The organism is Paenibacillus plantarum, from assembly GCF_013141695.1.
Classification (GTDB): Bacteria; Bacillota; Bacilli; order Paenibacillales; family NBRC-103111; genus Paenibacillus_E; species Paenibacillus_E plantarum.
Window position 1 is genome coordinate 346,350 of record NZ_WHNY01000040.1, and the last position, 24,096, is coordinate 370,445.

Genomic DNA, 24,096 nt, shown 5'->3' on the forward strand with positions numbered 1-24,096 from the left:
TATAAAGTCAAATAATGAAGTGTGCAATTAAAAATAACTGAAACTGGCGACTTGGTTTACTGTAGTTTTTGCTTCCATTCATAGACTAAATTGAGCGCCTGTAGTGGCGTCATATTGATGAGATCAATCCCCTTCAACTGGTCTAGAACCAGTTGGGATTTGCCGTCAGGCTTCTTCTTTACGGCAACTTCAGCTGGGCTCTCCTCCTCGAAGAGGGACAGCTGCCGGATCGGCGTTGCCACGGGTGCTGCAATTGTGGCAACCGCAGCAGTCGCTGCGGCTTGCGGCACAGCTGACGCTGCCGCGCGCTCTTCAAAGCCATTCAGCAGCACATACGAGCGCTGAATGATTGCATCTGGCAGCCCGGCGATTTCGGCACAGTAGATGCCGTAACTCGTACTTGCTGCCCCAGGGATGAGCTTGCGCAGGAAGGTCACCTGCCTGCCGCTTTCTTTCACGGCCATGCAGTGATTGCGCAGATGCACAAGGCTCTCTTCCAGATGTGCGAGCTCATGGAAATGCGTCGACACGAGCGTCTTGCAGCCGATCCGATCGTGAAGGAATTCGATGACGGCCTGAGCGATCGCCATGCCTTCGCCTGTCGAGGTGCCGCGGCCCAGCTCATCAATGATGACAAGGCTTCTGCTCGTCGCCTTCTCCGTCATGACCTGGATGTCCATCATCTCGACCATGAACGTACTCTGACCGCCGATCAGATCATCAGCAGCGCCGATCCGCGTGAAGATCCGGTCCGTGACCGGGATGCGCGCGGAGCTCGCAGGCACGAAGCAGCCGATCTGCGCCATGAGGCAGATCACGGCTACTTGCCGCATATACGTACTCTTACCGGCCATATTCGGCCCGGTAATGAGCAGGATGCGGCCCTGCTCTTGCAGCAGGCTCGTCCCGTTCGCGATGAACGAGCCATCCTGGATGACAGCCTCCACCACCGGGTGGCGTCCGTCTTCAATCGCAAGATCGAAGCCTTCGCCGATCTCCGGCTTGCGGAAGTGATGCGCCGCGCTGACCGTCGCCAGCGATTGGTACACATCGGCGGTGGCAATAACCTCCGCCAGCTTCTGCAATCTGGAGATATGCTTCGAAATCCGGTCGCGCAGCTCCGTGAACAGTTCATACTCCAGATCAATCATTTTATCCTGCGCTTCCAGAATGAGCGCTTCTTTCTCTTTGAGCTCTGGCGTCACATAGCGCTCGGCATTCGCAAGCGTCTGTTTACGCTCGTAGCGCCCTTCCTGCAGAGCGGACATGTTGGCTTTCGTTACTTCGATAAAGTATCCAAAAACTTTGTTGTAGCCGATTTTGAGCGTCTTAATGCCCGTTGCTACGCGTTCTTGACGCTCCAGCTCGGCAATCCATTGCTTCCCGTTCTTGCTAGCTTCACGAAGCGTATCCAAGTAAGGCTGATACCCTTCGCGAATCATACCGCCGTCACGAATTGATACAGGCGGTTCGTCCTCAATGGCATTGGCAATCCAGGACATGACGTCATCACAGACGTCCATATTCTCAACGAGCTTCCGCAGCGTTTCGGATCCCGATGTCGCACATAACTGCTGCAGCATCGGTACTTGCTGCAAGGAATGCTTCAACGCAATCATATCGCGGGCATTGGCATTGCCATAGGAGATTCGAGCCACCAAACGCTCCAAATCATAGACTTCCTTCAGGGCTTGCTTCACATCTTCTCGCACAATCAATTGATTGTAGAGCAGATTGACTGCTTCTAATCGTTCCTCAATTCGAGCCACGTTCATAAGCGGCTTCTCAATCCATCGGCGCAGCATTCGTGCACCCATGGCCGTTACCGTTTTGTCCAACAGCCACAATAACGACCCTTTTTTGGCACGCTCACGAACCGTTTCAACCAGTTCTAAATTTCGACGTGTAAACGGGTCCATCGTCATAAATTGATCCGGTTCATAGATGCGAATGTGCTTCACGTGCGTTAGCGCTCTTTTTTGTGTTTCTTTCAAATAAGCAAGCAACGAAGCGACACCTTGTCGACTGATGCTAGATAAATTCAATAACGCGGCATCTTCTGCAAAATGCTCATCAAGCAGCGTTTCATCCGCTCTGGTCCACTCCGTTAGCACCATATTCCGGCCCCACGCAGCACCAGACTCGCGAATCGTTGTCAGCAACGCTTGACTGGTCACAATTTCAGATGGATTATAGACATTCAACTCATCAACGACGAGCTCCCAGGAATTAGCAAGCTGTGTAGTATAAAGCTCCCCTGTTGAAATATCACAAGCTGTAAAGGCATATCCATCTGCTTGGTTTACCAAAGAGACGATATAGTTGTTGACGGATTCTCCAAGGAGTTTGCTATCCATCACGGTACCTGGCGTAACGATCCGTACGATTTCTCGGCGTACAACGCCTTTGGCCTCAGCAGGGTCTTCCACCTGTTCACAGATGGCAACTTTGTAGCCTTTCTCAATTAACCGAGACATGTAGTTGTCCGCTGCATGATGAGGAACGCCGCACATCGGAATTTTCTCTTCACCGCCGCCTTCACGGCCTGTTAACGTAATCTCTAATTCGCGTGATGCATTAATGGCATCTTCAAAAAACATCTCATAAAAATCGCCCAGACGAAAAAATAAAAAAGCATCTGGAACCTGTGCCTTCACGGCTAAGTACTGCTGAATCATCGGCGTATATGTAGCCAACTTGTGTTCCTCCAACCTATTCCATAATTAAAGGTGAACTCTTTGAAACTATCATTCTTATTTTCATCCATACACAGATTAATAGAAGTCATTCTGCTTGCAGCATGCCCAATTGGCTTAAGCAAGCAGAACAACGAAATGCGTGTACAGCTTTCACATCCCACTCATTTTCCAACCAATTTCCAACTACTAATCATCTCTTAACTATCACTAACTCTATGATGAGATAGATAATCTATTATAACATGATTCCTTCATCAAATGCTTCTTTCAGCACCCCGGGTGCAATTTTCCAAGCGGTCCGAATGTCCGCCATTTCGTTCCACGACGTCAAGGAAGTCATTTGTGAACGAAGACCTTCCAACAATCCAGCATGGACCTCATACCCCTTAAGCTGCTCTAACTCCTTCCATAGCTTCGCTACTTCATCCTGCAGCCTCCGCTTATCGCCGCTGTAATACGCAGCTTGAATATCTGGTTCTTGCAGTGGTTTCTGCGTTAATCGCCAGTAGTTATTCACGATCAGCGCAGCCAATGCGAATACACCGCGCGTGATGACGGGAGAGGCCAGCCAACTCGGCAACGTACGGTACTCGAATCCCCCATGCGACTTCTTCCGGAAGTCGCCTAGATAACCATATCGGGGGCGCCGACCACGCGTGGACTCATCCTCGATCAAGATCAGCGGCAGCGCGAGATAGTTATCCAGCGCACGCAGCAGATGCCCATTCATCCAGCAGCGGCTAAAATGCAGGTGACCGCCCAGCGGGTAGCCGCGCACAGGCATGCCGCCCGAGCACCAGGCGAGGCTATGGTCTGTGATCTTCCGTGCGGCAAGCCCCATGGTTACACGCACGTTCTTTGCGAGCTGCAGCGGGTCCACGCTAGGCTGCGGGCGCAGCTCTGCGAGCGGCAGAATCACGCGATGCCCGCTCAGTACGATGGCGTCGCTGCCTACAGCGCCATCGCGGGTGAGGAAGCGGTCGGCGAAGACGACCTTCCCCTGCGAGTTGACGAGCAGGAACTCTGGATCGCAGCCGAGCATCGCTCTCTCTTTACGTTCTAGCTCTTTCTCAAGCGATTGATCATATTGATCGATCGCTTGCGCGAAGAGCTGCACCAATCTCCCGTTCAGCTTCGGAACGGGATCGACGTCCAGCACGAGCGTATGCCCCGTTGGCGTGATGCCGATGGTCACGAGGCCATAGTCTAAGCCAAGGGCATAGATGGCTTTGACGGATTCACGGCTCGCCCTCCGGGAGTGGAAATTGATTTGAGATGGACCTACTTCTATGTAAGCAGCATTCACATTCACTTGTCTTTGCTGCTGTAAGGACTTCTCCGAAAGCAGAACCGTCTCCTTTTTCTCATAGATAAGAAGTGATTGGAGATGAAACACCGCCACTTTATATTTATGTGTAAAAAGCACGGGTTCCAGTTTCCCTCGTGCTGAGGCAGCCTGTGAGGCGACCGTTTTCATACCGTGAAGTTGTAGCAGCGCATCCCGCTTCCTTCGATTCTGAGCGCGCATGATCGCTATAATAGGCTGCAGAGCAAGCTTCTGGGGATATTCATCATGTGCAGCTCCCCAATGAATGATGAGCTGCCCTTGCCAATCCACGGGAAGACTGCTTCCACTCGGAATACGGATTCGTTCGGCCAGCTCCCGTGCATCTTTCTCCTGTGCGTGCAGGAAGAAGGTTTCCATTCTAACACCTCCTGTTCACCTATGCCCAACGTTCTTGCCGCTTTATATACGCGAATGCCCAATTGTGCGAATACAACAAAAAAGAGGGCAAATGCCCTCTGCCGAACCTCTTTAGCCCGCATATAATGGCGTATAAAGATCCCCTAATCCAGTTCATCCTCGAGCAGCTCGGCGTCCAGATCCTCAAAATCACCATCGCCACTGTCATCGAAATCCACGTGCTTGTCGTCGAAGTCATTGCAGCCGTTGGTGCAAACGACTACACAGACTTTCGTTTCGGCAATGAGCTCAACTTGAAACTCGCGTTCCACCCGAATGATGACGCTGTCGCCGCTTGAAGAGATGCTGGCCTCTACACAGTTCGGCTCTTGCGTCGCGACAGCTGAAACTTCGGCTGTCGTCGACTTATGTTTTTTGTCTAAGTAGCTTAGTCCAACGATTTCTACATACGATACGGTTTCTTTTGCTACGTCTGTTTTGGTGTTACGATCGTAAGAATACCAGATGTTGATATCGTAAGTACCAACTACCTCTACGCCCTCTCCAGAAGAATGGACAGCCTCGAATTGGTTATTAATAATCCAAGCGCCCAAAATACTGGTTGGAGAATAAGGCGGAGTCACGGTATGACTTACATGAGAAAATTTGCGACCTTTACCGCAGACAGCCTTTGTAATGATCTCTCTGCATTGCAAATCTTTATCTAATGACATCCTTTCAACCTCCTCCATACAATCATTCATTACAAGTGTATGCAGGACAGTAGTCTAGAGTGACAATTATTTTATATTATTTTTGAGATTCGAAAATACTGATATCTGTCAGAGTCAACCCGCTTCAGGACGGTGTTTTTTTTGTTTTTTGGCAATAGCTAAGTACTGCATTAACTCTCTGTTAAGCTGTAAAATCGCTGATCTCACTTCGAATTCTTCCCGGCTCTCGGGCAATGGCATTCCCTTGTAGCGAGCGTTCAGCTCTTGTAATTCTTTCTCTGCTTCCCCTGTATAATAGTCTTCCTTCACAGATTGGCTAATATCTTCGAAGATCGCAGCGACCAACTCACCTTGCGGTAATGTCTGATACACGCCGGCAACGAGATCAATCATCCGGTGTATGGATTCCAGCTGCTCGCCTCTCATGTAGAAATACACACGCCAGTATGGGTCCCAGCCAAACAACAACGTATTTTCCATCGACCGTTTCGCCAAACTCGCCCCGCGTTCAATTTCCTCACTGACTTCGAGAAGTTCTTTTCCATCCCAAATCACCGTATTATCCCGAAGATGCTTCGCTATGTTGACAAAAATGTCGGAAAACAATCCCTCGATTTGTTGTTTATGTGCGATAAGTGTGGAATCAGCCTTCGGCATATAAGCAATATTAATCAAAGTAGCAGAACCTAGTCCAATAACCAGCAAGATTAGCTCATTAAGTACAGACGGCCAGTCCGCTGATTCATAAGCAAAAAGATGCAGCATCACAACCGCGCCGGTTACAGCACCCTCGGTAATCCGCAACCGAACTAGCACTGGAAACACGATCAGAATAAATATACTAACGACCCAAATATGGAACCCAAGCAAGTTAAATAAGACCGAACCGATGAGTAGTGCCAGAATGGATGCCGCGATACGGTGCAAGGCACTTTGGATGCCTTTCTTCTTCGTCACTTCAATGCCCAGAATGGCAAGAAGTCCCGCTGCTCCGGGCGTATAAACCCCTAATATATACGCCAGATACATAGCGATTATGACCGCAATAGCTGTTTTGAGCACACGAAAGCCCATAGTATTTTCCCCTCTTTACAGGTTTTTCTATGGGCTCATTATTTCATTTTGCATGGGTGGTGGCAAGCCTTTCTTAACTATCGATGCTTCGTTAATTTCTTCTCTAGTTTGGCTACGAGCTGATACATCACCGTTGCGACGATTGCGATTACGAACAAGGTAGATATCACTAAGGTGAAATTAAAGACTTGAAAACCATATATGATTAAGTATCCCAGCCCCTTCTGGGACACTAGAAATTCGCCAACGATGACGCCGATCCAGGCCAAGCCCACATTGACTTTCAGCGTAGAAACGATAGCAGGAAACGATGATGGCAGAATCGCTTTGAGAAATACTTTTCGCTGATTGCCTCCAAATAACTTAACGACCTTGATGTAGTTATGATCTACTTCCTTGAAGCTGCCATAAACAACAAGCGTCGTAATAATGACCGTGATCGACAGTGTTGTTGCAATAATAGACAGTAAGCCAGGCCCGAAACCGACAATAAATAAAGGTCCCAGTGCAACCTTAGGCATGCTATTCAACACGACAATGTAAGGATCCAGTACACGCGACAGAAATGGCGACCACCAAATCACAACCGCTAATGCGGTTCCCATAATCGTCCCCAAGAAAAATCCAATAATCGTCTCCTCTACGGTGACCGCTACATGTGGAAGCAGCGTACCGTCGAGCAGTTTCTCCCATAGCAGTGCGAATACCTTAGTTGGATAGCTAAAAAGCAGGACATCAATCCATTTTAAGCGTGAGGCTAGCTCCCATAGAGATAAAAATAGAACTAAAATAGCCGCTTGAAAAAGTCGGACCCACTTCGTCTCTCTCTTCCTCGCCTTCAGAAAACGCTGATGTACGTCCAGCTTTAATTTCTCATTCGGTTGATTGGTTTGGATGGACGGGTGGTCATCACGATTATCCATGCTGCACACCCCCAAACTCCTGCCAAATTTGCCGAAATAGTGTGTGAAATTCAGGCAATTCTCTCGCTTCAAAAGGCACAGCAGCCCTTACCGCCTCTGGCATTAGGAAGGACCTGCGAATACGCCCTGGATTCGGAGCCAGTACGATAATGCGATCACTCATCGCAATCGCTTCTGAAATATCATGCGTGACCAGAATCGCTGTTTTTTTCTTGGCGCGCAACGTCTCTACAACCAAATCTTCTAGCTGCAGCTTCGTTTGATAATCCAGTGCCGAGAAAGGCTCATCTAATAGAAGCAGCTCGGGTTCTGTTGCCAACGTTCGAACGAGTGCTACGCGCTGTCGCATGCCACCAGACAACTGTGCGGGATAATAATCTTTGAATGCCAGCAGACCCATTTCCTCCAATAAGTGAAGCGCCGCCTGCTTCTTCTCTTTCGTCAGCGTGCCTGCGATTTCCAATCCCATACAAGCATTAGCTTCAATCGTACGCCAAGGAAATAAGTAGTCCTGCTGCAGCATGTAACCCACTTTGGGCGATGGTCCCTGAACGTGTTGCCCTGCCACGATAATCCGACCTGATGTCGGTGGAAGGAGTCCCGCAATGATGGATAAGAGGGTTGTTTTGCCACAACCACTAGGTCCAATCAGACTGACGAACTCGCCATTCGCGATGTCAAACGATATTCCTTGAAGGGCAAGTGTTGCCCGCTCCTCAGTTACGTAAACCTGTGTGACATCTCCAATCTGAACAGCTGTGTCCATGGCACCTAACCTCCTCTTATCTTCATCCTGTGGTGACTAGATCGTTCATGTGATTATTTCTTAACGGTTGATTTCGCTTTTTCTGCAAAAGAGTTATTCACGAGTTTGCTCCATGCCACTCTTTCTTTCAGTTCTCCAGCTGATGTCATCACGTCAAGCAAGTTATTCCATTCTTTCTCATCCACTATCCCATCCGTAGCGAAGGAGCCTTGATCTTTGTACCGTTTCACAACATTTTTCACAATCGCGACATCGATATCTTTAAAATAAGGCAGTACCGCTTCCGTGATTTCATCTACGCTTTTCGCTGCAACCCATAACTGCGCCCGTTGAATCGCATTCGTGAACTTCTGGATGGTGGCCGGGTTTGCTTTGATGAAGCTTTGCTTTGACATAAACACGGTATAAGGCAGCTGCCCGCTCTCCACACCGAAGGATGCAAGTACGTAGCCCTTGCCTTCTTTCTCAATGATCGAAGCTTGCGGCTCGAATAGCTGTACGTATTCACCAGTTCCCGAAGCATAGGCCGATACGATATTGGCAAAATCAATGTTTTGAATCAACTGCAAATCCTTCTGCGGATCGATGTTGTGCTTCTTCAGCGTGAACTCGCCAGCCATTTGCGGCATGCCGCCTTTACGTTGCCCAAGGAATACTTTCCCTTTGAGTGCATTCCAATCCAGCTTATCGACTTTTGTTCGGGCAACCAGGAAAGTGCCGTCCGTTTGAGTCAATTGTGCAAAATTAATAACGGGATCATCCGAGCCTTGTTGTGACACGTAAATCGATGTTTCTGACCCAACAAGCGCAACATCAATGGCATTCGAGAGCAGCGCGGTCATCGTTTTGTCTCCGCCAGGTGTTGTTGTCAGTTCTACATCGAGCCCTTCATCTTTGAAAAATCCTTGCGATAGCGCGACATACTGCGGTGCATAGAACAAGGAACGCGTTACCTCACCAATGCGCACCTTCGTTGTTTCTTCCGTTTTGGTTCCACACGCTGAAGCGATTAAGCTTAAGAGCAGAACGACGGATAATGTGAATCCCCATCTTTTCCGATTATTCATAGGACGTCCCCCCGAATTGAATTGTAATGTATCCTATGCAGGAGCCCAGACGTCGGTTAATGGTTCTTCCAGAAAAGCTAATGGAGTTGATAAAATTTGGGATTAATGACGAAGATGCCGATCTGTTTGTGGCGTGCGCACGAAGACATGTTGAGGAAATGCATGAAGTGTTTAAGCGTCTCGCAATCCTAACGCAAAAACAGCTTCTCCCGACGAAAAAACCGTCAGGAAAAGCTGTTTTATCTCACACTCTTATAGACTAGACCATTGAGCACTGTTATTACTAGATACCGTAGACTTCCGAATATTTCTCTTCCAGATACGCCACCAAGTAATCCGGATTCAACGGCTCGCCCGTCACTTGTTGAATGATTTCATTCGGTGTCAGCAGCTTACCGTGCTGGTACACCTTCTCTGTTAACCACTCTTTGATCGGTGCTAAGTTGCCTTCAGCAATTAAGCTATCAAAGTTAGGCAATTCTTTGCGAAGCGTGTTCGTGAATTGCGCCGCGTACATATTCCCAAGCGCATAGGATGGGAAATAGCCGAACGCACCGCCAGACCAATGTACATCCTGCAGGACACCTTCGCCATCGTTCGGAGGCGTAACACCCAAATACTCCTCGTATTTGGCATTCCACGCTGCAGGTAAATCCGCTACAGCGATCGTACCGCTGAATAACCCTTTTTCCAGCTCATAGCGAATCATGATATGTAAGTTGTACGTAAGCTCATCCGCTTCAATTCGGATCAAGGAAGGCTCGATATGGTTAATCGCACGATAGAAATCGTCTACGCCAACCTCATCAATTTGTCCGCTAAAAGTCGTCTGAAGTTCACCGTAATAGCGATCCCAGAACTGTTTGCTTCGGCCAATGACGTTCTCCCAGAAGCGAGACTGCGACTCGTGAATCCCCATCGATGTACCCGAGCAGAGATTCGTACCGACGAGGTCAGTCGAAATATTTTGCTCATACAGCGCGTGTCCGCCTTCATGAATCGTTCCGAATAAGGCTGATGTGATGTCATTAGGCAAGTATCGCGTCGTAATCCGCACATCTCCAGGATTCAAAGCTGTTGCGAACGGGTGAACCGTTTCGTCCAAGCGACCCGCTTCAAAGTCATATTGCATCTGTTTCAAAATGGCGAGCGAGAATTGCTTCTGCTTCCCAATATCAAATTGTTGATCTAAGAAGGAACGATTCGGCTGATTCGCCGATGCACTAATCCGCGTAAGGAGTGGCACAGCTTTTTCTCGGAGGGTACCGAATACTTCATCCAGCTTCTCAACGGTCATCCCTGGCTCGTACATATCCAGCAGGGTGTTATATTTATGCCCTTCATAGCCCCACAGCTCAATAAACTCCTGTGTAGCCGCCACGATTTTCTCCAAATATGGCTGAAAAGACGCCCAATCCGAATTATGCTTCGCGCCTTCCCATGCGGATTCCGCTTGTGAGGTTAACACGACATATGCTTGATATTTGTCAGCTGGAATCTTTTTGCTGCGATCGTATTCTTTTTTGCATTCCTGCACCATTTTGCGGGAAATGGGATCTAATTGCTCCAGCTCAGCCGGCTGCATGAAGAAATTGACATAGTCGCCCATCTCTTCCGATGTAGACATGCGAAATACTTCGGTAGAGAGCTCACCGACAACCTCAGAACGCGTTTCGATCCCTTTTTTCGGAGCACCTGTCCGCATGTCCCAATAGATCAAAGAGATTGCCTCTTCGTACTGCTTCATTTTACGAACATAAGCTTTGAACGATGCCAACTTGGCATTTACAACACTAACACTCATGTGCTCATCTCCTTAAAGTTTTTCGTAAGAAAAACTAACTTCGGAAGCAATCGCTCCCAAATGTTTCATAAATATCATACTTCCAACGAGGGTTAGAATCAAATTCCAAGCTGAATGTGGTAGAATAAGGACTAGCCTTCATGTAACAGGCTGTTTGTATGCAACTAAGTGAGGAGATGACTTTATGAATATTACATTTACCGATACAGCTAGACAACGATTAACTCCTTGGATGGAGCAAAATAACACCTTACTTAAGCTCGTTTTTGATACCGAAGGCTGTGGCTGTTCCGTGAATGGTGTACCTACTTTGTGGTTGGTTTCTGAGGCAAATGCTGATGATATTTCCGCTGTAACCGATACGTTTCCTTTGATATATAAAGCGAAGGATGAGATCTTTTTCGAAGACAACATGAAAATCGACTTCCATGAAGGCAATAAATCCTATATACTGAAGAGTAATAATCAGATATACAATGCGGGTATGAGCTTAGTCGATAAACGATAAAGCTGCACAAACATAGACATGCAGCACATCAACTTACTTGGAGGGAATACCATGTCTTTAGTCAATGAGATTATGAGCTACAACAAGGATTTCGTAGAAACGAAGCAATATCAAGAATTTCTAACCACGAAGTTTCCAGACAAGAAAATGGTCGTTGTCACATGTATGGATACACGGTTGGTTGAATTACTCCCTAAAGCCATGAATCTACATAACGGGGACGCCAAAATTTTGAAAAATGCCGGTGCCATCATTTCTCACCCCTTTGGTAGTCTGATGCGCAGCATTATCGTCGCTGTTTATCAACTGGAAGCGGATGAAGTATTCGTCATTGGGCACTATGATTGCGGTATGACAGGTCTTAACTCGGAAACAGTCATTGCCAACGCAAAAAGTAGAGGAATCTCGGACGATGTCATTGAAACATTGGGACATGCTGGTATTGATCTTAAACGCTGGCTCACTGGTTTCGAGCATGTGCGCGAAGGCATCGAGAAAAGTGTTAATATCATTCGGAATCATCCTTTACTTCCCAAAAATTTACCTGTGCACGGCATGATCATCGACCCAGAAACAGGTCGCATAGATCTTATCGATTCGGCATATCCGCTCGTATCAGAGCAAGAATAGAAAAAGAGTAGATCCAGTTACTTACTGGACCTACTCTTTTTTATTTGCAACCGTTATGGCTTAATCGTACGAATCAAGCGTTTCGCTTCACCATTTGGCGTGGTAATAACCTCATAAATGTTGAAATACGAGTCCGAAGTAATTTGCTCAGACCTAATATTGTTAAATTCGAGGAACTGAACGCCGGACAAAATACGTTGCTGACCAGTGAAGGTCATTGGTTTGGAGCTCAGTAGACGTCCTTCCGTATCCACAACCTCAAACACAAGGGAAGAGAAATTCGCATCCGTGATGACTTGAGCTTGTCGCTGTACATCTAGATCTAATCGCAGACGATAGCTATAGGAATTATCTTTGCTATAGGTAGCGCTTAGTGAGTAATCGTCGAAGTCGATCGTAAATGGATACACAGAAATAGGTCCTGTTGCTGGGATTGGCTGCACTTCCGTTTTGTATGAACCGATTGCCAAACGATTCGTATCATAGAGATTTAATGCAAGTTTATCTGCATCCTCACTATCTGGCACCATATAGGAGTAATTCAACACATAGCTCGTGTTTGGTGCAATGTTTTTGGCCACATTGGTTTGACGCACACCTGTATAGGTGTAGCCATCTTCATTCGTCAGATCAGTTTGGAAATCCGGCAAAGTCAATGTTGTCGTGCTTTTATTCGTTAATTTATATTTCGCAACAACTGTCTTATACCCGAAGTCTGTGTTCACACTCATTCCTAGCTCAACGAGCGACATGTCCATATTCGAATCAATGCTATTCGTCGAGGCTAGCTTAAATGGATCACCGATCTTATACGCTGACGCAGCAGCATAAGTTGTCGCTTCGCCAGCAACGCCTGCGCCTGCAAGTGAAGTCACGGAAACGGGCAGCGATGCAACTTGCTTCGAATTATCCGTGTTACCTGCTGCACCAGCACCGGTGCCAGCGCCAGTACCTGTACCTGTTCCGGTTGTTGTCGAAGCAGCCGCGCTTTGCTTCTCCAGCACAACCAGTTGTAACGCGTCTGCATTTAGCGAAGCGGGTACAACACCTTGGAAATGGAACGTCGTCGACTCATTCGGAGATAAGTAGGCAGAACGAACTGCATTGTCGCTCGATGTCACACCTACATTACTACGACTCGCCTGGAATTCTCCAGTCAAGTTAGGAACTGTAACAATGCCATCACTTTCGTTCGTCAAAGTCACATTCGCTTGCACATGTAACCCATCTGTTTGCTGAACAGCTGATGCCCATGAGGTCGACATAACTAGTCCGTTTAAAGCATCACTCGCATCTTTATTCGGGTAAGCAATCTTATCATTAAGACGGCCTACTGAGAAAGTTTTCGCTGCATTCAGTGTACCCAGAAGTGTCGTTTTCACTTTTCCTTTTGGAGAGAAAAGCAATGACAAGTGATTCGTATCCAGTGAAGCAGGAACAGCTGCTTGGAGCGTTACTGTCACAGGTTGTTCAGGAAGCAAGGCGCCTACGTTAGCAACAAATTGAGCGCCATACGTCAACCCTTTGTTATCTTGGAAATTGAGTTCTAATCCGTCAGGCAGCTTCACGCTGGCATTGCTTTCATTGGACAACGTCAGATCCGTATATACCATCCACACGCCATCTTTGTACGCCTTATAGCTTTTTCCTAATTTAGCGGTAACTAACGTTTCCTCAACAAGCGTCGTATCAATCTCTTTTAAATTAATAACAGCTTGTTGTTCCAACGTTTGACCTGTTTCGACCATCGCTGATTCGACAGAAAGCGCACCGATATCGGATGTCGAGTTATTATTCCATCGGAAAATATCAACTTTCAAATCGGAAGGTGTCAGATTGCTCGGAACTTCCGACGTAAATTTAAACGTCCCCGTCTCTCCTGCCTTCACACGCGCAACAACCTTCTCATTTAGCTTCGCTGTATACGTAATACCATTACCACCAATGACTTTTACGCCATAGTTATTGAAATCGACGATCCCGTCACTATGATTGTTCAAGCCTAATGAGAATCGAAGCGAGCCATCCTCGGCGCCAACCGATAACGACACTTTATCCAAAGTAAAATAGACGGAATCACTGAGAAATACCCCTTCCTTGCCTGCGAAAGCTGATGTTGCCAGAGGAAGAGTTAAGAAGCTTGCAGCGGTTAGCAATAAAGCCGAACGGCTGAGCAGTCGTTTCATCTTACGTTGTTGGATCACTTGGAGTCCTCCTTGTAGTTACATTTAGTCAGAACGCAATGCGTCGATCGGACGCAGCTTAGATGCTTTGTTTGCTGGATATAAACCGAAAATCACTCCGACTAATACCGAAAATAAGAAAGAATAAAGGCCTACATTAAAGGAAAGACTGGTCGATTGCTTCGGACTAAAATATGGCAAGGCATAGGAGAATCCGATACCTAGCAGCAGTCCAATTAAACCACCCATGCCACTAATAACGACCGCTTCCACCAGGAATTGAAGCAAAATATTACGACGCTTAGCGCCAATTGATTTGCGAATCCCAATCTCACGTGTTCGTTCACTTACCGTAACTAACATAATATTCATGATTCCAATTCCACCGACAAGCAAGGAAATCAAGGCAACCGCCACTAATTGATTCGTAAGGGTATTCGTTGCTTCAGTCCGTGCTTTCAACAGTTCGTCCTGATTCGTTAATACAAACCCAGTATCGCTCTTGAATTTATACGTCAGGTACTGCTTCATCGTCTCTTGCGCTGTATAAATATCGTCCTTCGTAGGTGCTTCCACATACGTTGTTCGAATTTGACCCAGTTTGAATTGACGTCTAGCAGATTCTAACGGCACGATCACAGAGCTGTCTACGGAAGCTCCACCAATATTGGATCCCTTTTCCTTGAGTGTACCGATCACGTTGAAAACAACACCATCAATGTTGATATTCTCGCCAACTGGATTCAATGTCCCAAAAAATTTCTTCGTGACCTCACTGCCCAGAATGGCTACATTCGAACGAAATTCAAGGTCTGTAGGCGACAAATTTCGACCCTTGTCAATTGTAGCTTTGATGATGTCGAAATAGCGGTCATTCGTTCCCAAAACATTATATTTTTCTTGCGTACGATCATATTTGACATTCGAACCATTCTTGGACATCGTTGGCGCAATGGATTTGAATTCTGGGAAATTCTCAAAATTCATCAAATCCTCGTAACTGAGCTGTGTCGCACGCCCATTCCCCGTCGCCGTTACAACGAGCAAATTCGTTCCCATATTCTCGTATTGCTTCGCAATAGCTTCCGAAGTTCCCTGTCCGATGGAAACGAGTGTGACAACTGAGCTTACGCCAATAATAACGCCAAGCATGGTCAGAAATGTACGCAGCGGACTTGAAATGATCGTCCGAAGCGACATCCGGATCAGTTCACTTACCTTCATACGCTCACCTCTTGCTGCAACAGAGCCTTCTTCGCGTCATTCCGGTAGTCATCGACAATAACGCCGTCGCGAAGGGCAACGACACGTTTCGCATTATCCGCAATATGATGATCATGCGTGATGAGAACAATGGTGTTACCTTGTGCATTCAGCTGCAGGATAAGCTCCAGTACTTCCTCACCTGTCCGCGAGTCCAAAGCCCCTGTCGGCTCATCCGCTAGAATCAGCGAAGGTGAAATGGCCAACGCACGTGCAATGGCTACCCGCTGCTGTTGACCGCCTGACAGCTCACTTGGCCGGTGATGACCACGTTCGCCCATGCCGAGCATTTTCAACATCGCATTCGCACGTTCCTTACGTTCTTTCTTTGAAATGCCAGCATAGATCATCGGGAGCTCAACATTTTCCATCGCGGTTAGTCTAGGAAGCAGATTAAATTGTTGGAAAATAAAGCCGATTTTCTGATTTCTAAGCTCAGCCAATTCATTATCACTCATACGCTCCGTTACGACACCGTCCAGAGTATAGCTGCCTGATGTAGGCACATCCAACAAGCCGATCGTATTCATTAATGTCGATTTGCCGGATCCACTGGGACCGATAATGGCAACGAAATCGCCATCGGCAACTGTTAACGATATGTTACGCAGAATGGGAAGATCTTCCTCACCGCGCCTATAAGTTTTCGTTATATCTTTCAGTTCAATGATATTCTTCAAAGCAATAGCTCCTTTCAGGGGCAGCCTTATCTGTTACCGCCACCAGCATTACCGCCAACTTGCGTACGCTGTGCAGCTCCGCCTCCGGCATTGCCACCACCGGCAGCTCCGCCTCCGGCATTGCCACCACCTTGTTGGAAGCCACCAGCTCCACCACCGCCAAAGCCACCTGCTCCACCGGCACCGCCGCCTTGCTGGAATTGCTGTCTTAAGCGATTGATCTCATCTGTACTTAAATTTTGCTGTCTTTTAACAGCCGCAGGCAATACGACTTTATCGCCTTCTTTAAGACCATCCGTGATTTCAATTTGTGTTGTCGAACGAATACCAATTTTCACTTCATGCTCTGGTTCTGATGTTCCATCCGCTTTCTTCACCGTTACAACACGTTTACCTCGTTGCAGCTGAAGCGCTTCTGGCGGGATATAAATAACATCTTTCTTATCTTGGATCAGAATTTCGCCTGTTGCCGTCATCCCATATTTCAACACATTATCTTTATTTTCTGTGGCTAGGATAACATCGTAGAACGTTACACCATTCGTCGTTGTACCTACCGTAGAAACTTGTGTCACTTCTGCTGGGAATGTGCGACCTGGGAAGGAGTCAACTTTAATTTCCGCCTTCATTCCAACTTTAATGTTCGGCAAATCAAGCTCATCCACTTGGACAGGAAGCTGCATTTTAGCAAAACTTGCTACTGTACCAAACTGAGTTCCGCTTGTAACCCTTGTTCCTGGTCGGAAGTTGCTAAGAATATCCACTTTTTTATTCACGAAATCCGTGGAGAATACACCATCGAAAGGAGCGAGAATTTTCAAAGCAGTTACGCGATCCTGTGCCGCATCCACCTTCAGCTTCTGACGTTCTAGCGCAGCTTGCGCCGTCGTTATATCATCGTCTAAAGTATCATTCAGGAAGGAGGCAAGCAGATCACCCTGATGTACAATTACCCCTGTTTTGAAAGGCATTGTGGAGATACTTCCTGTTGTACCAGCCAATATTGTAGCAACCTGCACGTACTGAAGTGCGGCTTTCCCTTGAGAATCAACCGTACGTCCGCCAATCGTTGCAGATCCCATGGCATTCAATCCTGCATCCATGGAATTGTCATTCTTAATTTGAATATCGATATCGACAAGCTTGCCACCCTTACCATCTGATTTCGGGTCTTTGGAAATGGCCGCTATCGTTCCTGTTTTGGTAATCATGAAACCATCTACGGTTATGTCTATGATATCGCCTTTATGTAGTTGTGCAGCATCCTCCACAAAAAATGGCAAGGTTACTGTTAGCGTACTTGCATCGCCAATCGTAGCGATTTTCGTAGATTTATTAATCGTTGCGCCAACATCAATATTGGCATACGTTAATTTCCCGCTTATTGGCGCCGTTACGCCAGTTATTCCTCTTTGTTGCTCCTTCGTTTTCAAATCCTTCTCCAATTGCTCATAAGTCGTTTTGGCATCTTGAAGATCATTTTCCAAATTTGAGCTTGTCAGCTCGATCAGAACATCTCCCGATTTAACCGTTTGATTACGAGTCAGGTTAATCGATTTTATGAGAGCATTTTCTGTAGACGAAATCGTTTGGGTATCCTTCGGCTCAAATTGGGCAGTTCCCGAAACGGAGGAGCGAATGTTCCCTTTTTTAACATCAAATGTAACTTCTTTGGTCTCTGCTGCTTTCGTTTTCTTCCCTTTGGCTAGATACGCATAGGAACCACCAGCGCAAACGAGAATTGCCACAATCAAAATGAACCATTTACTGCGAAAAAATTTCATTCTGTTACTTCCCCCTTAGCATTTGTGCGCTTGTACATGACCTTACAACTTCGAGATCAGCAAATCGATTAATTGCTGTTCAATACTGGTCCCCATTCCTCGTGTATCCAGAGATGGCACAACATTGTTTACAGTCTCTGTCACACCAGCTTCAACCCGCTGCTCAGACTTCCTCCTTTTTTCGAAAGCGTTTACAAATCGTTCCCTCTCCGCCGCCGATAACGCTTCCTTGTGAGTTTTCACTCGTTCCGCGATACGTTGCCTCAATAGTTTCGATTGTTCATCCAGGTAAGCTTTCTGTTCATTCGTTAATACTTGGATGATTGCTTTACGTTCGGATTCGTCAATGCTGCCTTCTTCTTCACTTTTGCGTACGATGGGCAAAATGGATCGAGATTGCTCTGCAGTCAATGCTAATAACGGTTGTCGATCCATCACGATTAACCCTTGAAATAGCATAACCAGCCGCTGTTCTGTTGCATTCTGTACATCTTCAGCCATAGGGAGCTCTTGCGAGACTTGGGTGGAAGCAGGCATAGTCGGGTTCCCAGTTGCAGAGGATTCGGCTTGTCCAATATCCTGTTTGGTACAACCGACTAACAAGAAGGTCGTGAGGATCAAACACAGCAAACTACTGCGAGTACGAATGATCAACCAACATACACCTCCACAAAAAAACCTATCCATCAGCAAAAGGATAGGCGAAAATTGTGTATGAAGTATGATACTATTGTGACGATTTTGTGAACATTTCTTTTTTCCTTGGAAAAACGATTCGAAACTCCGTTCCTTCCCCAATTCGGGAGCGAACGGAAACGTTACCTTTCATCCCCGTGACCAGATGTTTGACGATGGTAAGTCCTAACCCTGTTCCCGAAATAGCATCCGAATCGGATGTTCTAGCTTCATCCGCTTTGTAGAATCGATCCCAGATTCGTGATAATTCGGTTTCCGTCATCCCAGTCCCTGTATCTCTAATATACAAATGGACCGCTTTCTCATGCTCTTCTAATGCGACAGTTAAAGTCCCGCCTTCTGGGGTGAATTTCAACGAATTATACATTAAATTACGAATGATTTGGGCAAATCGATCGGGGTCTAACTGCACGAAACAACCATCCGTATTTTCGTCAGGCAAAATGAGATGTAAGGAAATGTTCTTCTCCGCAATAGCAGGCTTCAATAACTCGAGTGAGTCCTCCACCAATTCGATGATGTCAACAGGGCGTAATCGAAATACATCCACCCCATTTTGTATCTGAGCAAGGTCCAGAAGATCTGTGACAAGTCGCTGCAGCCGCTGTACCTCTTGATCACAAATATGTAAATAATGCGGATACTTCTCTTGCGGAATAATATGATCATTCATGGCAACGATGAAACCACGTAAGGAGGTCAAAGGTGATCGGAGCTCATGAGAGACATTAGCCAGAAACTCTTGCCTCGTCTCCTCCCACTCCTCCAATTTCTCCACCATAAAGTTAAAGCTTCTAGCCAGCTGCCCAACTTCATCCTGTGAATTGACAGGTACACGCGTCTTGAAATCTCCATGAGCCAATTCTAAAGCTGCACGGTTCATTTGTTGCAGCGGCCCGGCAAGTTTCCTGGAAACAACGAACAGGATAATGCCAACTGCGATGAGAGAAAACAGTAAAGGTAACCAGAGGTTCAGACGTACGGCAGAGATAACCTCACGAATATCACCTGCAGGGAAATGAAGAATGATAACCATCGGTTGTTCATTCAATTGATAGGGCGCATAGTAAGCAAATAAATTTCGCGTCCCATCCGGCGTTACTAAACTTATCATGCTATGTCCCGAACGGCCGTGCAAACCATCAATGAATAAAGCATCCATCTGCTTCGGAATCGCTCTTCCTTCACTATCCGAGGAACCAGTAGAAATGTTCCCTTTCTCATCTACGAGCCAGACTTGTCCATTAATACTTCTAGCTAAAATCCGAACCGTATATTTCAACTCACGTGTAGAAATCGTACCATCCTGAACCGAATCCAATAATCGGATAATTTCCGTATTTCTTTTGTCAAGAAGTTCGATTTTATCCTTATAGAAAAGATCCGTAAAATAAGAATTCCAAAACACGAAAAGCCCAATAAAAAAAAGCACGCAGGTCGCGAGAAAAGAGAGGAATAGTTTAATATATAAGCTATTGTATTTCCCCATGACCCAACGCTTAAACATGCTGGACAACCTCAAATGAGTATCCAATCCCCCATAGGGTTTGAATATTCCATGTCTCATGCTGGCCTAACTTCTTCCTAAGGTTTTTCACATGTGCATCTACAGTACGCGTGCCCCCTGTAAAGTCAAAATTCCACACATACCCCAGTAAATCTTCACGAGTAAATACACGACCAGGGTTGCTCATTAAGAAAAACAATAGTTCAATCTCCTTAGGCGTTAATTCAATGCGATTGCCTCCAACCGTAACACGATATTGCTCTAAGTCGATCATAATATTACCCATTTCCAACCATTTACGCGGAGAGCTTTGCGGACCTGTCATCTCAGCAGGCGGTTGCATCGTTCTCCGAAGTACGGCCTTAATCCGCGCAATGAGCTCGTTCGGGTCAAAAGGCTTCACTAAATAATCGTCTACACCCAAATTAAAACCTCTCAGCTTGTCCAGGGACTCCCCTTTCGCAGTTAAGAAAATAATCGGAGTATGATGAAAAGGAGCGTCCATTTTTCGAATTTCCTCACACAACTCGTAGCCTGAAATATCCGGCAGCATAATGTCAAGCAGCACCAAGCTAGGTCTCTCATTTGTGATGGTCTTCAGTACTTGACCGCCGCGAAACAATTGAATGGCTTCAAAATTCGAATGCTCCAAATATAACTTAACAACCTCAGAAATATTGGGTTCATCTTCAACGACTAAAATTTTACCTTCCGAATTCATCGGTTTTCACCTAATTCCTTTCGAATAACTTGTTGTCTCGCTCGCTCTTCAATCACTTCGGACCGATCTCTTCGCGTGTGCTTATGAATAATCATCTCATCAGACATCAGGCTTGGCGTTTGCCAGTTCCACCCTTTGAGCTGACATAATTCTAAACATAAATTCAACAGCTCAGGATCCGCTATAGGCAAATTCATATCTTCAAATTGATAGTTCTCGGTTCCGATCGCTTGCCAAGCCTCCGCAATACGTGCCTGGAGCTCCACTTCGTCTAGTCCCAACGTGCGAACATCCTCCGCTTGGAGGTTATTTGCTGCACTTTGCAGCATTTTCACAGCACCCGCATAATTCCCTCTTCGGCTATGATACATCCCCACGGCGATTTGAATAAGCCCAACATACGTTAATCTTGCTGGATCCTTGGGATGCTCTTTCCAGTACTCTTCCATCACTTCATGACATTCGAAATAATCCCGCGCTCCGTGAAAATAACATAAATAATCGGTGTATGCCTCTGGATATTGCGTCATTTGTATTCCCCTCACCTTAAGTTCATCACGGTAAACCAATATCTCTCATGTTACTAAAAAGTCGGGTCACCGTCCAATTTCGCGCGGACACCCATGAACTTCCAACTAGTCGGAAGCGCAACCATTCTACTAGTTCATGCGTCCAATAGAGTAGCTTACTAGAAAGAGGCGAAAGAATGAAAATCGGAAAATGGTTACTTAGCGGTACTTTACTTCTCTCCATGACGTTACCTTCAACCGTTCTTGCAGCTAGCAATAGTCCTTCCAGCATAGACAAAACGACGAAATACCGCGTCTACCAGTACAATCAAGTCCTTATGGAATTTGCAACGTATGGACAGGCAGAAGCGTATGCCAAATGGTTTTCGAACAGCCACGTAGAAGAAATAGGCTCACGGACTTGGGTTTGGAGCAATCTCCCTCGTTATCAGGTATATCAGCAAGATGTTACCCTGCCGGAGTGGCAATTCGCCACACTGAATGAGGCCATCGCAGAAGCCAAGAAATGGACCAACGCAAGTGTTCGGGATTTACAATCCACGGGCTGGGTGTGGAACAATTATGCGCGGTATCAACTCTATCAAAATGAAATTACGCAGGATTCGTGGAAGTTTACGAGTCTCACAGACGCCATTGCGGAAGCCAAAAAGTGGGGAAATGCGCATATTATCGATTTGAACTCGAACGGATGGATTTGGGATAACATCTCCCAAGATGTGAAAGAGGCCAATCGTTCAGGCAGCCTAGTATATACAGTATATCAAGGTACATTTTCAGCTCCAAATTGGGGATTTGCTTCCTTAGAGGATGCGATTCAAGAGGCTCTCAAATGGGGAAATTCCACTGTCGTAAATAGTAACTCCAAACAAACGGTTTACAGCAATCTTAAACCATATAAAGTTTTTCAAAATGACGCTTTTCTTCAGGAATTCACATCCATTGATGAAGCCATTAGTTATGCAAAATTATGGGGACACAGCGCCATTTACCGCGAAGGCCGTAAGATTTGGAACAATTATGCTTCTTATCAAGTGTATCAAAGCGCCAATCTAATTGGTGAGTTTAGAACCCTTCCCGAAGCCCTATCCTACGGGAAACTGTACAGTAATGCTTCCATTCAAACGTTGGAGAATCGTACACTTTGGGATAATTTCAAAAAGCTGCAAGTCTGGGGCTGGAACGGCAGCTCTGGTGCAGAGGTTATTAAAGCTCATGTCTCCAATACGATTGGACTTGATGTCGATTCTCCTTCTTATTTCGAGTTGGCAGATAACACAGGTAATTTGAAGGATACGTCGAATGCTGATACGGTCAGATGGTTGCAAAAAAGCGGTTACACCGTATATCCATTGGTTAGCAATCAATTCAGCTCTACCTTAACTACACAATTCCTTGCAAACAGTGCTGCGCAAGATAAGTTCATAACGGCTTTGGTTAATCGCTCCGTGCAATTGGGGGTTCCGGGGATCAATGTCGATTTCGAAAGCTTAGCCGGTTCTGATCGCAATGCCTTTACGGCGTTTATTTCCAAATTGACAGACGCTGCGCATGCGAAAGGATTAGTCATTTCCATTGACTTACCGCGCGGCAGCGTGAAATGGAATCATCTTTCCGCTTTCGATCATGAGAAGCTTGGTGGCATTGTCGATTACATGGTGATCATGGCCTACGATCAGTTCTGGAAAGGAAGCACCTCACCTGGTTCGGTCGCTGGTATTCCTTGGGCCGATGGTGGCGTTCAAGAGTTCCTCTCCTACGGTATTCCGCGGGATAAAATCATTCTAGGCATCCCGTATTATGTACGCGAATGGCAGTTGGATGCCAAAGGAGCTTTAGTCGGGAATCGCACCGTTCTCATGAAAGACATTCCTGCGCTTATGGCTGCCAAATCGACCACGCAAACGTGGGACAACGAATTCGGGCAATATCGGGTCGAGTACAAAGAAAATGGTTATACGTACGTATTCTGGTTGGAGAATCAGACTACCGTCACGGCTCGTATGGATATCGCTAAAAAGTATGATATCGCCGGTGTCGCAGCTTGGCGCCTAGGTTATGATACACCGGATCTATGGCAGGCTGTGTTGCAGAAGAAGTAGGTAGGAAGACAAAGGAACTGATTGGTAGGAAGACAAAAACCTGTTAGGTAAGAAACAAATAAACCTGAGCTGAGGACTTCGTCCTTGTCTCAGGTTTTTTATTCAATGAAACCCCTACGCCATCTAGATGAGTCCCAGCTGGCTGAACGTCGTTTCCGTGCCGCAATCCGCACAGTACTTGGCATCCGCCTTATTAACCTTATAGCATCCCTTATGCATAAGGGATTTCTCTTTGGTGCATTTGTTCTTGAGCGGCGCCCCGCAACGTATGCAATACCTGTCTTCCTTCACAGCAACGTATTTGCATCTGACACAGGTTTGTAACTCATTCTTCTCGGCCATCTCTTCATCCCCTTGAAGTTCGTTGATGCGTTACTTCAAGTATATTCGGACAGCTGGGACATTTGTTCCTGTACCTTGTCGCTAACTTACACCAAACAATTTCCCCCTGCCCATCAGCGTCAACTTAGATTCTACTCCAACAAATTTATATGTCTAAGGGAACGTCGGTGCACTATATTAGGATAAACGAGAGTTTGAGCGGTGAAGGGGAACGTGGTTCCTCTATTCGTTGGGTTTTAGTGCTTAAGCCGTGTATTGAGGAAAAATAGAGGAATGACGTTCCCTTTCTCGTTGGAATTCGCTCTTTTCACATAAATAGGGGATTTACATTCCCTTCCCCAAAGTTATTTGTAGCGCTATGTATAAAAAGAGGTCTCTTTCGCCCACCCTAAGACGTAAGGG

20 protein-coding genes are annotated in these 24,096 nt (G+C 46.3%); 3 read left to right on the forward strand and 17 right to left on the reverse strand.

Annotated features, from left to right (window positions below; translation table 11 throughout):
- Positions 1 to 56: 56 nt before the first annotated feature.
- The 8 genes from mutS to GC096_RS13860 all read right to left on the reverse strand — a co-directional run bounded on the left by mutS (position 57) and on the right by GC096_RS13860 (position 10,751).
- The gene (gene mutS, locus GC096_RS13825; protein WP_171630874.1) at positions 57 to 2,696 is read right to left on the reverse strand and encodes a DNA mismatch repair protein MutS; all 2,640 of its coding nucleotides are present in this window, start codon (positions 2,694 to 2,696) and stop codon (positions 57 to 59) included.
- A 238-nt stretch (positions 2,697 to 2,934) separates the two neighbouring features.
- Positions 2,935 to 4,404 carry a putative amidoligase domain-containing protein gene (locus GC096_RS13830; RefSeq protein ID WP_171630875.1) on the reverse strand — a complete coding sequence of 490 codons (1,470 nt, stop codon included), beginning with the start codon at positions 4,402 to 4,404 and terminating at the stop codon, positions 2,935 to 2,937.
- Positions 4,405 to 4,547: 143 nt separating this feature from the next.
- Complete coding sequence (cotE, locus tag GC096_RS13835) at positions 4,548 to 5,117, reverse strand: outer spore coat protein CotE (RefSeq protein WP_171630877.1); 570 nt, start codon at positions 5,115 to 5,117, stop codon at positions 4,548 to 4,550.
- A 114-nt stretch (positions 5,118 to 5,231) separates the two neighbouring features.
- Complete coding sequence (locus tag GC096_RS13840) at positions 5,232 to 6,191, reverse strand: aromatic acid exporter family protein (RefSeq protein ID WP_171630879.1); 960 nt, start codon at positions 6,189 to 6,191, stop codon at positions 5,232 to 5,234.
- 77 nt (positions 6,192 to 6,268) lie between these two features.
- A complete protein-coding gene (locus GC096_RS13845; RefSeq protein WP_171630881.1) occupies positions 6,269 to 7,114 on the reverse strand; it encodes an ABC transporter permease in 846 nt (281 codons plus the stop codon).
- Positions 7,107 to 7,880, reverse strand: coding sequence for an ABC transporter ATP-binding protein (locus tag GC096_RS13850; RefSeq protein ID WP_171630882.1), 774 nt, complete (start codon positions 7,878 to 7,880; stop codon positions 7,107 to 7,109). Before GC096_RS13850 ends, GC096_RS13845 begins: the two co-directional genes overlap by 8 nt.
- Before the next feature lie 53 nt (positions 7,881 to 7,933).
- The gene (locus GC096_RS13855) at positions 7,934 to 8,947 is read right to left on the reverse strand and encodes an ABC transporter substrate-binding protein (RefSeq protein WP_171630884.1); all 1,014 of its coding nucleotides are present in this window, start codon (positions 8,945 to 8,947) and stop codon (positions 7,934 to 7,936) included.
- 283 nt (positions 8,948 to 9,230) lie between these two features.
- A complete protein-coding gene (locus tag GC096_RS13860; protein ID WP_171630885.1) occupies positions 9,231 to 10,751 on the reverse strand; it encodes a carboxypeptidase M32 in 1,521 nt (506 codons plus the stop codon).
- A 184-nt stretch (positions 10,752 to 10,935) separates the two neighbouring features.
- Here GC096_RS13860 and GC096_RS13865 point away from each other — a divergent pair, with 184 nt between their 5' ends.
- Both GC096_RS13865 and GC096_RS13870 read left to right on the forward strand, forming a co-directional pair.
- Positions 10,936 to 11,259, forward strand: a complete 324-nt coding sequence (locus tag GC096_RS13865) for an iron-sulfur cluster biosynthesis family protein (RefSeq protein WP_171630887.1) — start codon at positions 10,936 to 10,938, stop codon at positions 11,257 to 11,259.
- A gap of 51 nt (positions 11,260 to 11,310) precedes the next feature.
- Positions 11,311 to 11,889, forward strand: coding sequence for a beta-class carbonic anhydrase (locus GC096_RS13870; protein WP_171630889.1), 579 nt, complete (start codon positions 11,311 to 11,313; stop codon positions 11,887 to 11,889).
- A gap of 53 nt (positions 11,890 to 11,942) precedes the next feature.
- Here GC096_RS13870 and GC096_RS13875 read toward each other — a convergent pair whose 3' ends face one another.
- The 8 genes from GC096_RS13875 to GC096_RS13910 all read right to left on the reverse strand — a co-directional run bounded on the left by GC096_RS13875 (position 11,943) and on the right by GC096_RS13910 (position 21,253).
- Positions 11,943 to 14,093, reverse strand: a complete 2,151-nt coding sequence (locus tag GC096_RS13875; RefSeq protein WP_171630891.1) for a hypothetical protein — start codon at positions 14,091 to 14,093, stop codon at positions 11,943 to 11,945.
- Positions 14,094 to 14,117: 24 nt separating this feature from the next.
- Complete coding sequence (locus tag GC096_RS13880; protein ID WP_171630893.1) at positions 14,118 to 15,296, reverse strand: ABC transporter permease; 1,179 nt, start codon at positions 15,294 to 15,296, stop codon at positions 14,118 to 14,120.
- Complete coding sequence (locus tag GC096_RS13885) at positions 15,293 to 16,015, reverse strand: ABC transporter ATP-binding protein (protein WP_216626113.1); 723 nt, start codon at positions 16,013 to 16,015, stop codon at positions 15,293 to 15,295. The genes GC096_RS13880 and GC096_RS13885 overlap by 4 nt, the downstream gene beginning before the upstream one ends.
- A 26-nt stretch (positions 16,016 to 16,041) precedes the next feature.
- The gene (locus GC096_RS13890; protein ID WP_171630895.1) at positions 16,042 to 17,799 is read right to left on the reverse strand and encodes an efflux RND transporter periplasmic adaptor subunit; all 1,758 of its coding nucleotides are present in this window, start codon (positions 17,797 to 17,799) and stop codon (positions 16,042 to 16,044) included.
- A 42-nt stretch (positions 17,800 to 17,841) separates the two neighbouring features.
- Positions 17,842 to 18,453, reverse strand: a complete 612-nt coding sequence (locus GC096_RS13895) for a hypothetical protein (RefSeq protein ID WP_171630897.1) — start codon at positions 18,451 to 18,453, stop codon at positions 17,842 to 17,844.
- A gap of 73 nt (positions 18,454 to 18,526) precedes the next feature.
- Positions 18,527 to 20,002, reverse strand: coding sequence for a sensor histidine kinase (locus tag GC096_RS13900; RefSeq protein WP_171630899.1), 1,476 nt, complete (start codon positions 20,000 to 20,002; stop codon positions 18,527 to 18,529).
- Positions 19,995 to 20,723: a response regulator transcription factor gene (locus GC096_RS13905; RefSeq protein WP_171630900.1), complete on the reverse strand. Its 729-nt coding sequence runs from the start codon at positions 20,721 to 20,723 to the stop codon at positions 19,995 to 19,997. Before GC096_RS13905 ends, GC096_RS13900 begins: the two co-directional genes overlap by 8 nt.
- Positions 20,720 to 21,253, reverse strand: coding sequence for a DUF309 domain-containing protein (locus GC096_RS13910; RefSeq protein ID WP_171630902.1), 534 nt, complete (start codon positions 21,251 to 21,253; stop codon positions 20,720 to 20,722). The genes GC096_RS13905 and GC096_RS13910 overlap by 4 nt, the downstream gene beginning before the upstream one ends.
- Before the next feature lie 176 nt (positions 21,254 to 21,429).
- Here GC096_RS13910 and GC096_RS13915 point away from each other — a divergent pair, with 176 nt between their 5' ends.
- A complete protein-coding gene (locus GC096_RS13915) occupies positions 21,430 to 23,352 on the forward strand; it encodes a glycosyl hydrolase family 18 protein (RefSeq protein ID WP_171630904.1) in 1,923 nt (640 codons plus the stop codon).
- 123 nt (positions 23,353 to 23,475) lie between these two features.
- On the opposite strand, the gene GC096_RS13920 is transcribed toward GC096_RS13915, so the two are convergent.
- The gene (locus tag GC096_RS13920; RefSeq protein WP_056620823.1) at positions 23,476 to 23,694 is read right to left on the reverse strand and encodes a hypothetical protein; all 219 of its coding nucleotides are present in this window, start codon (positions 23,692 to 23,694) and stop codon (positions 23,476 to 23,478) included.
- Between the last annotated feature and the right edge of the window lie 402 nt (positions 23,695 to 24,096).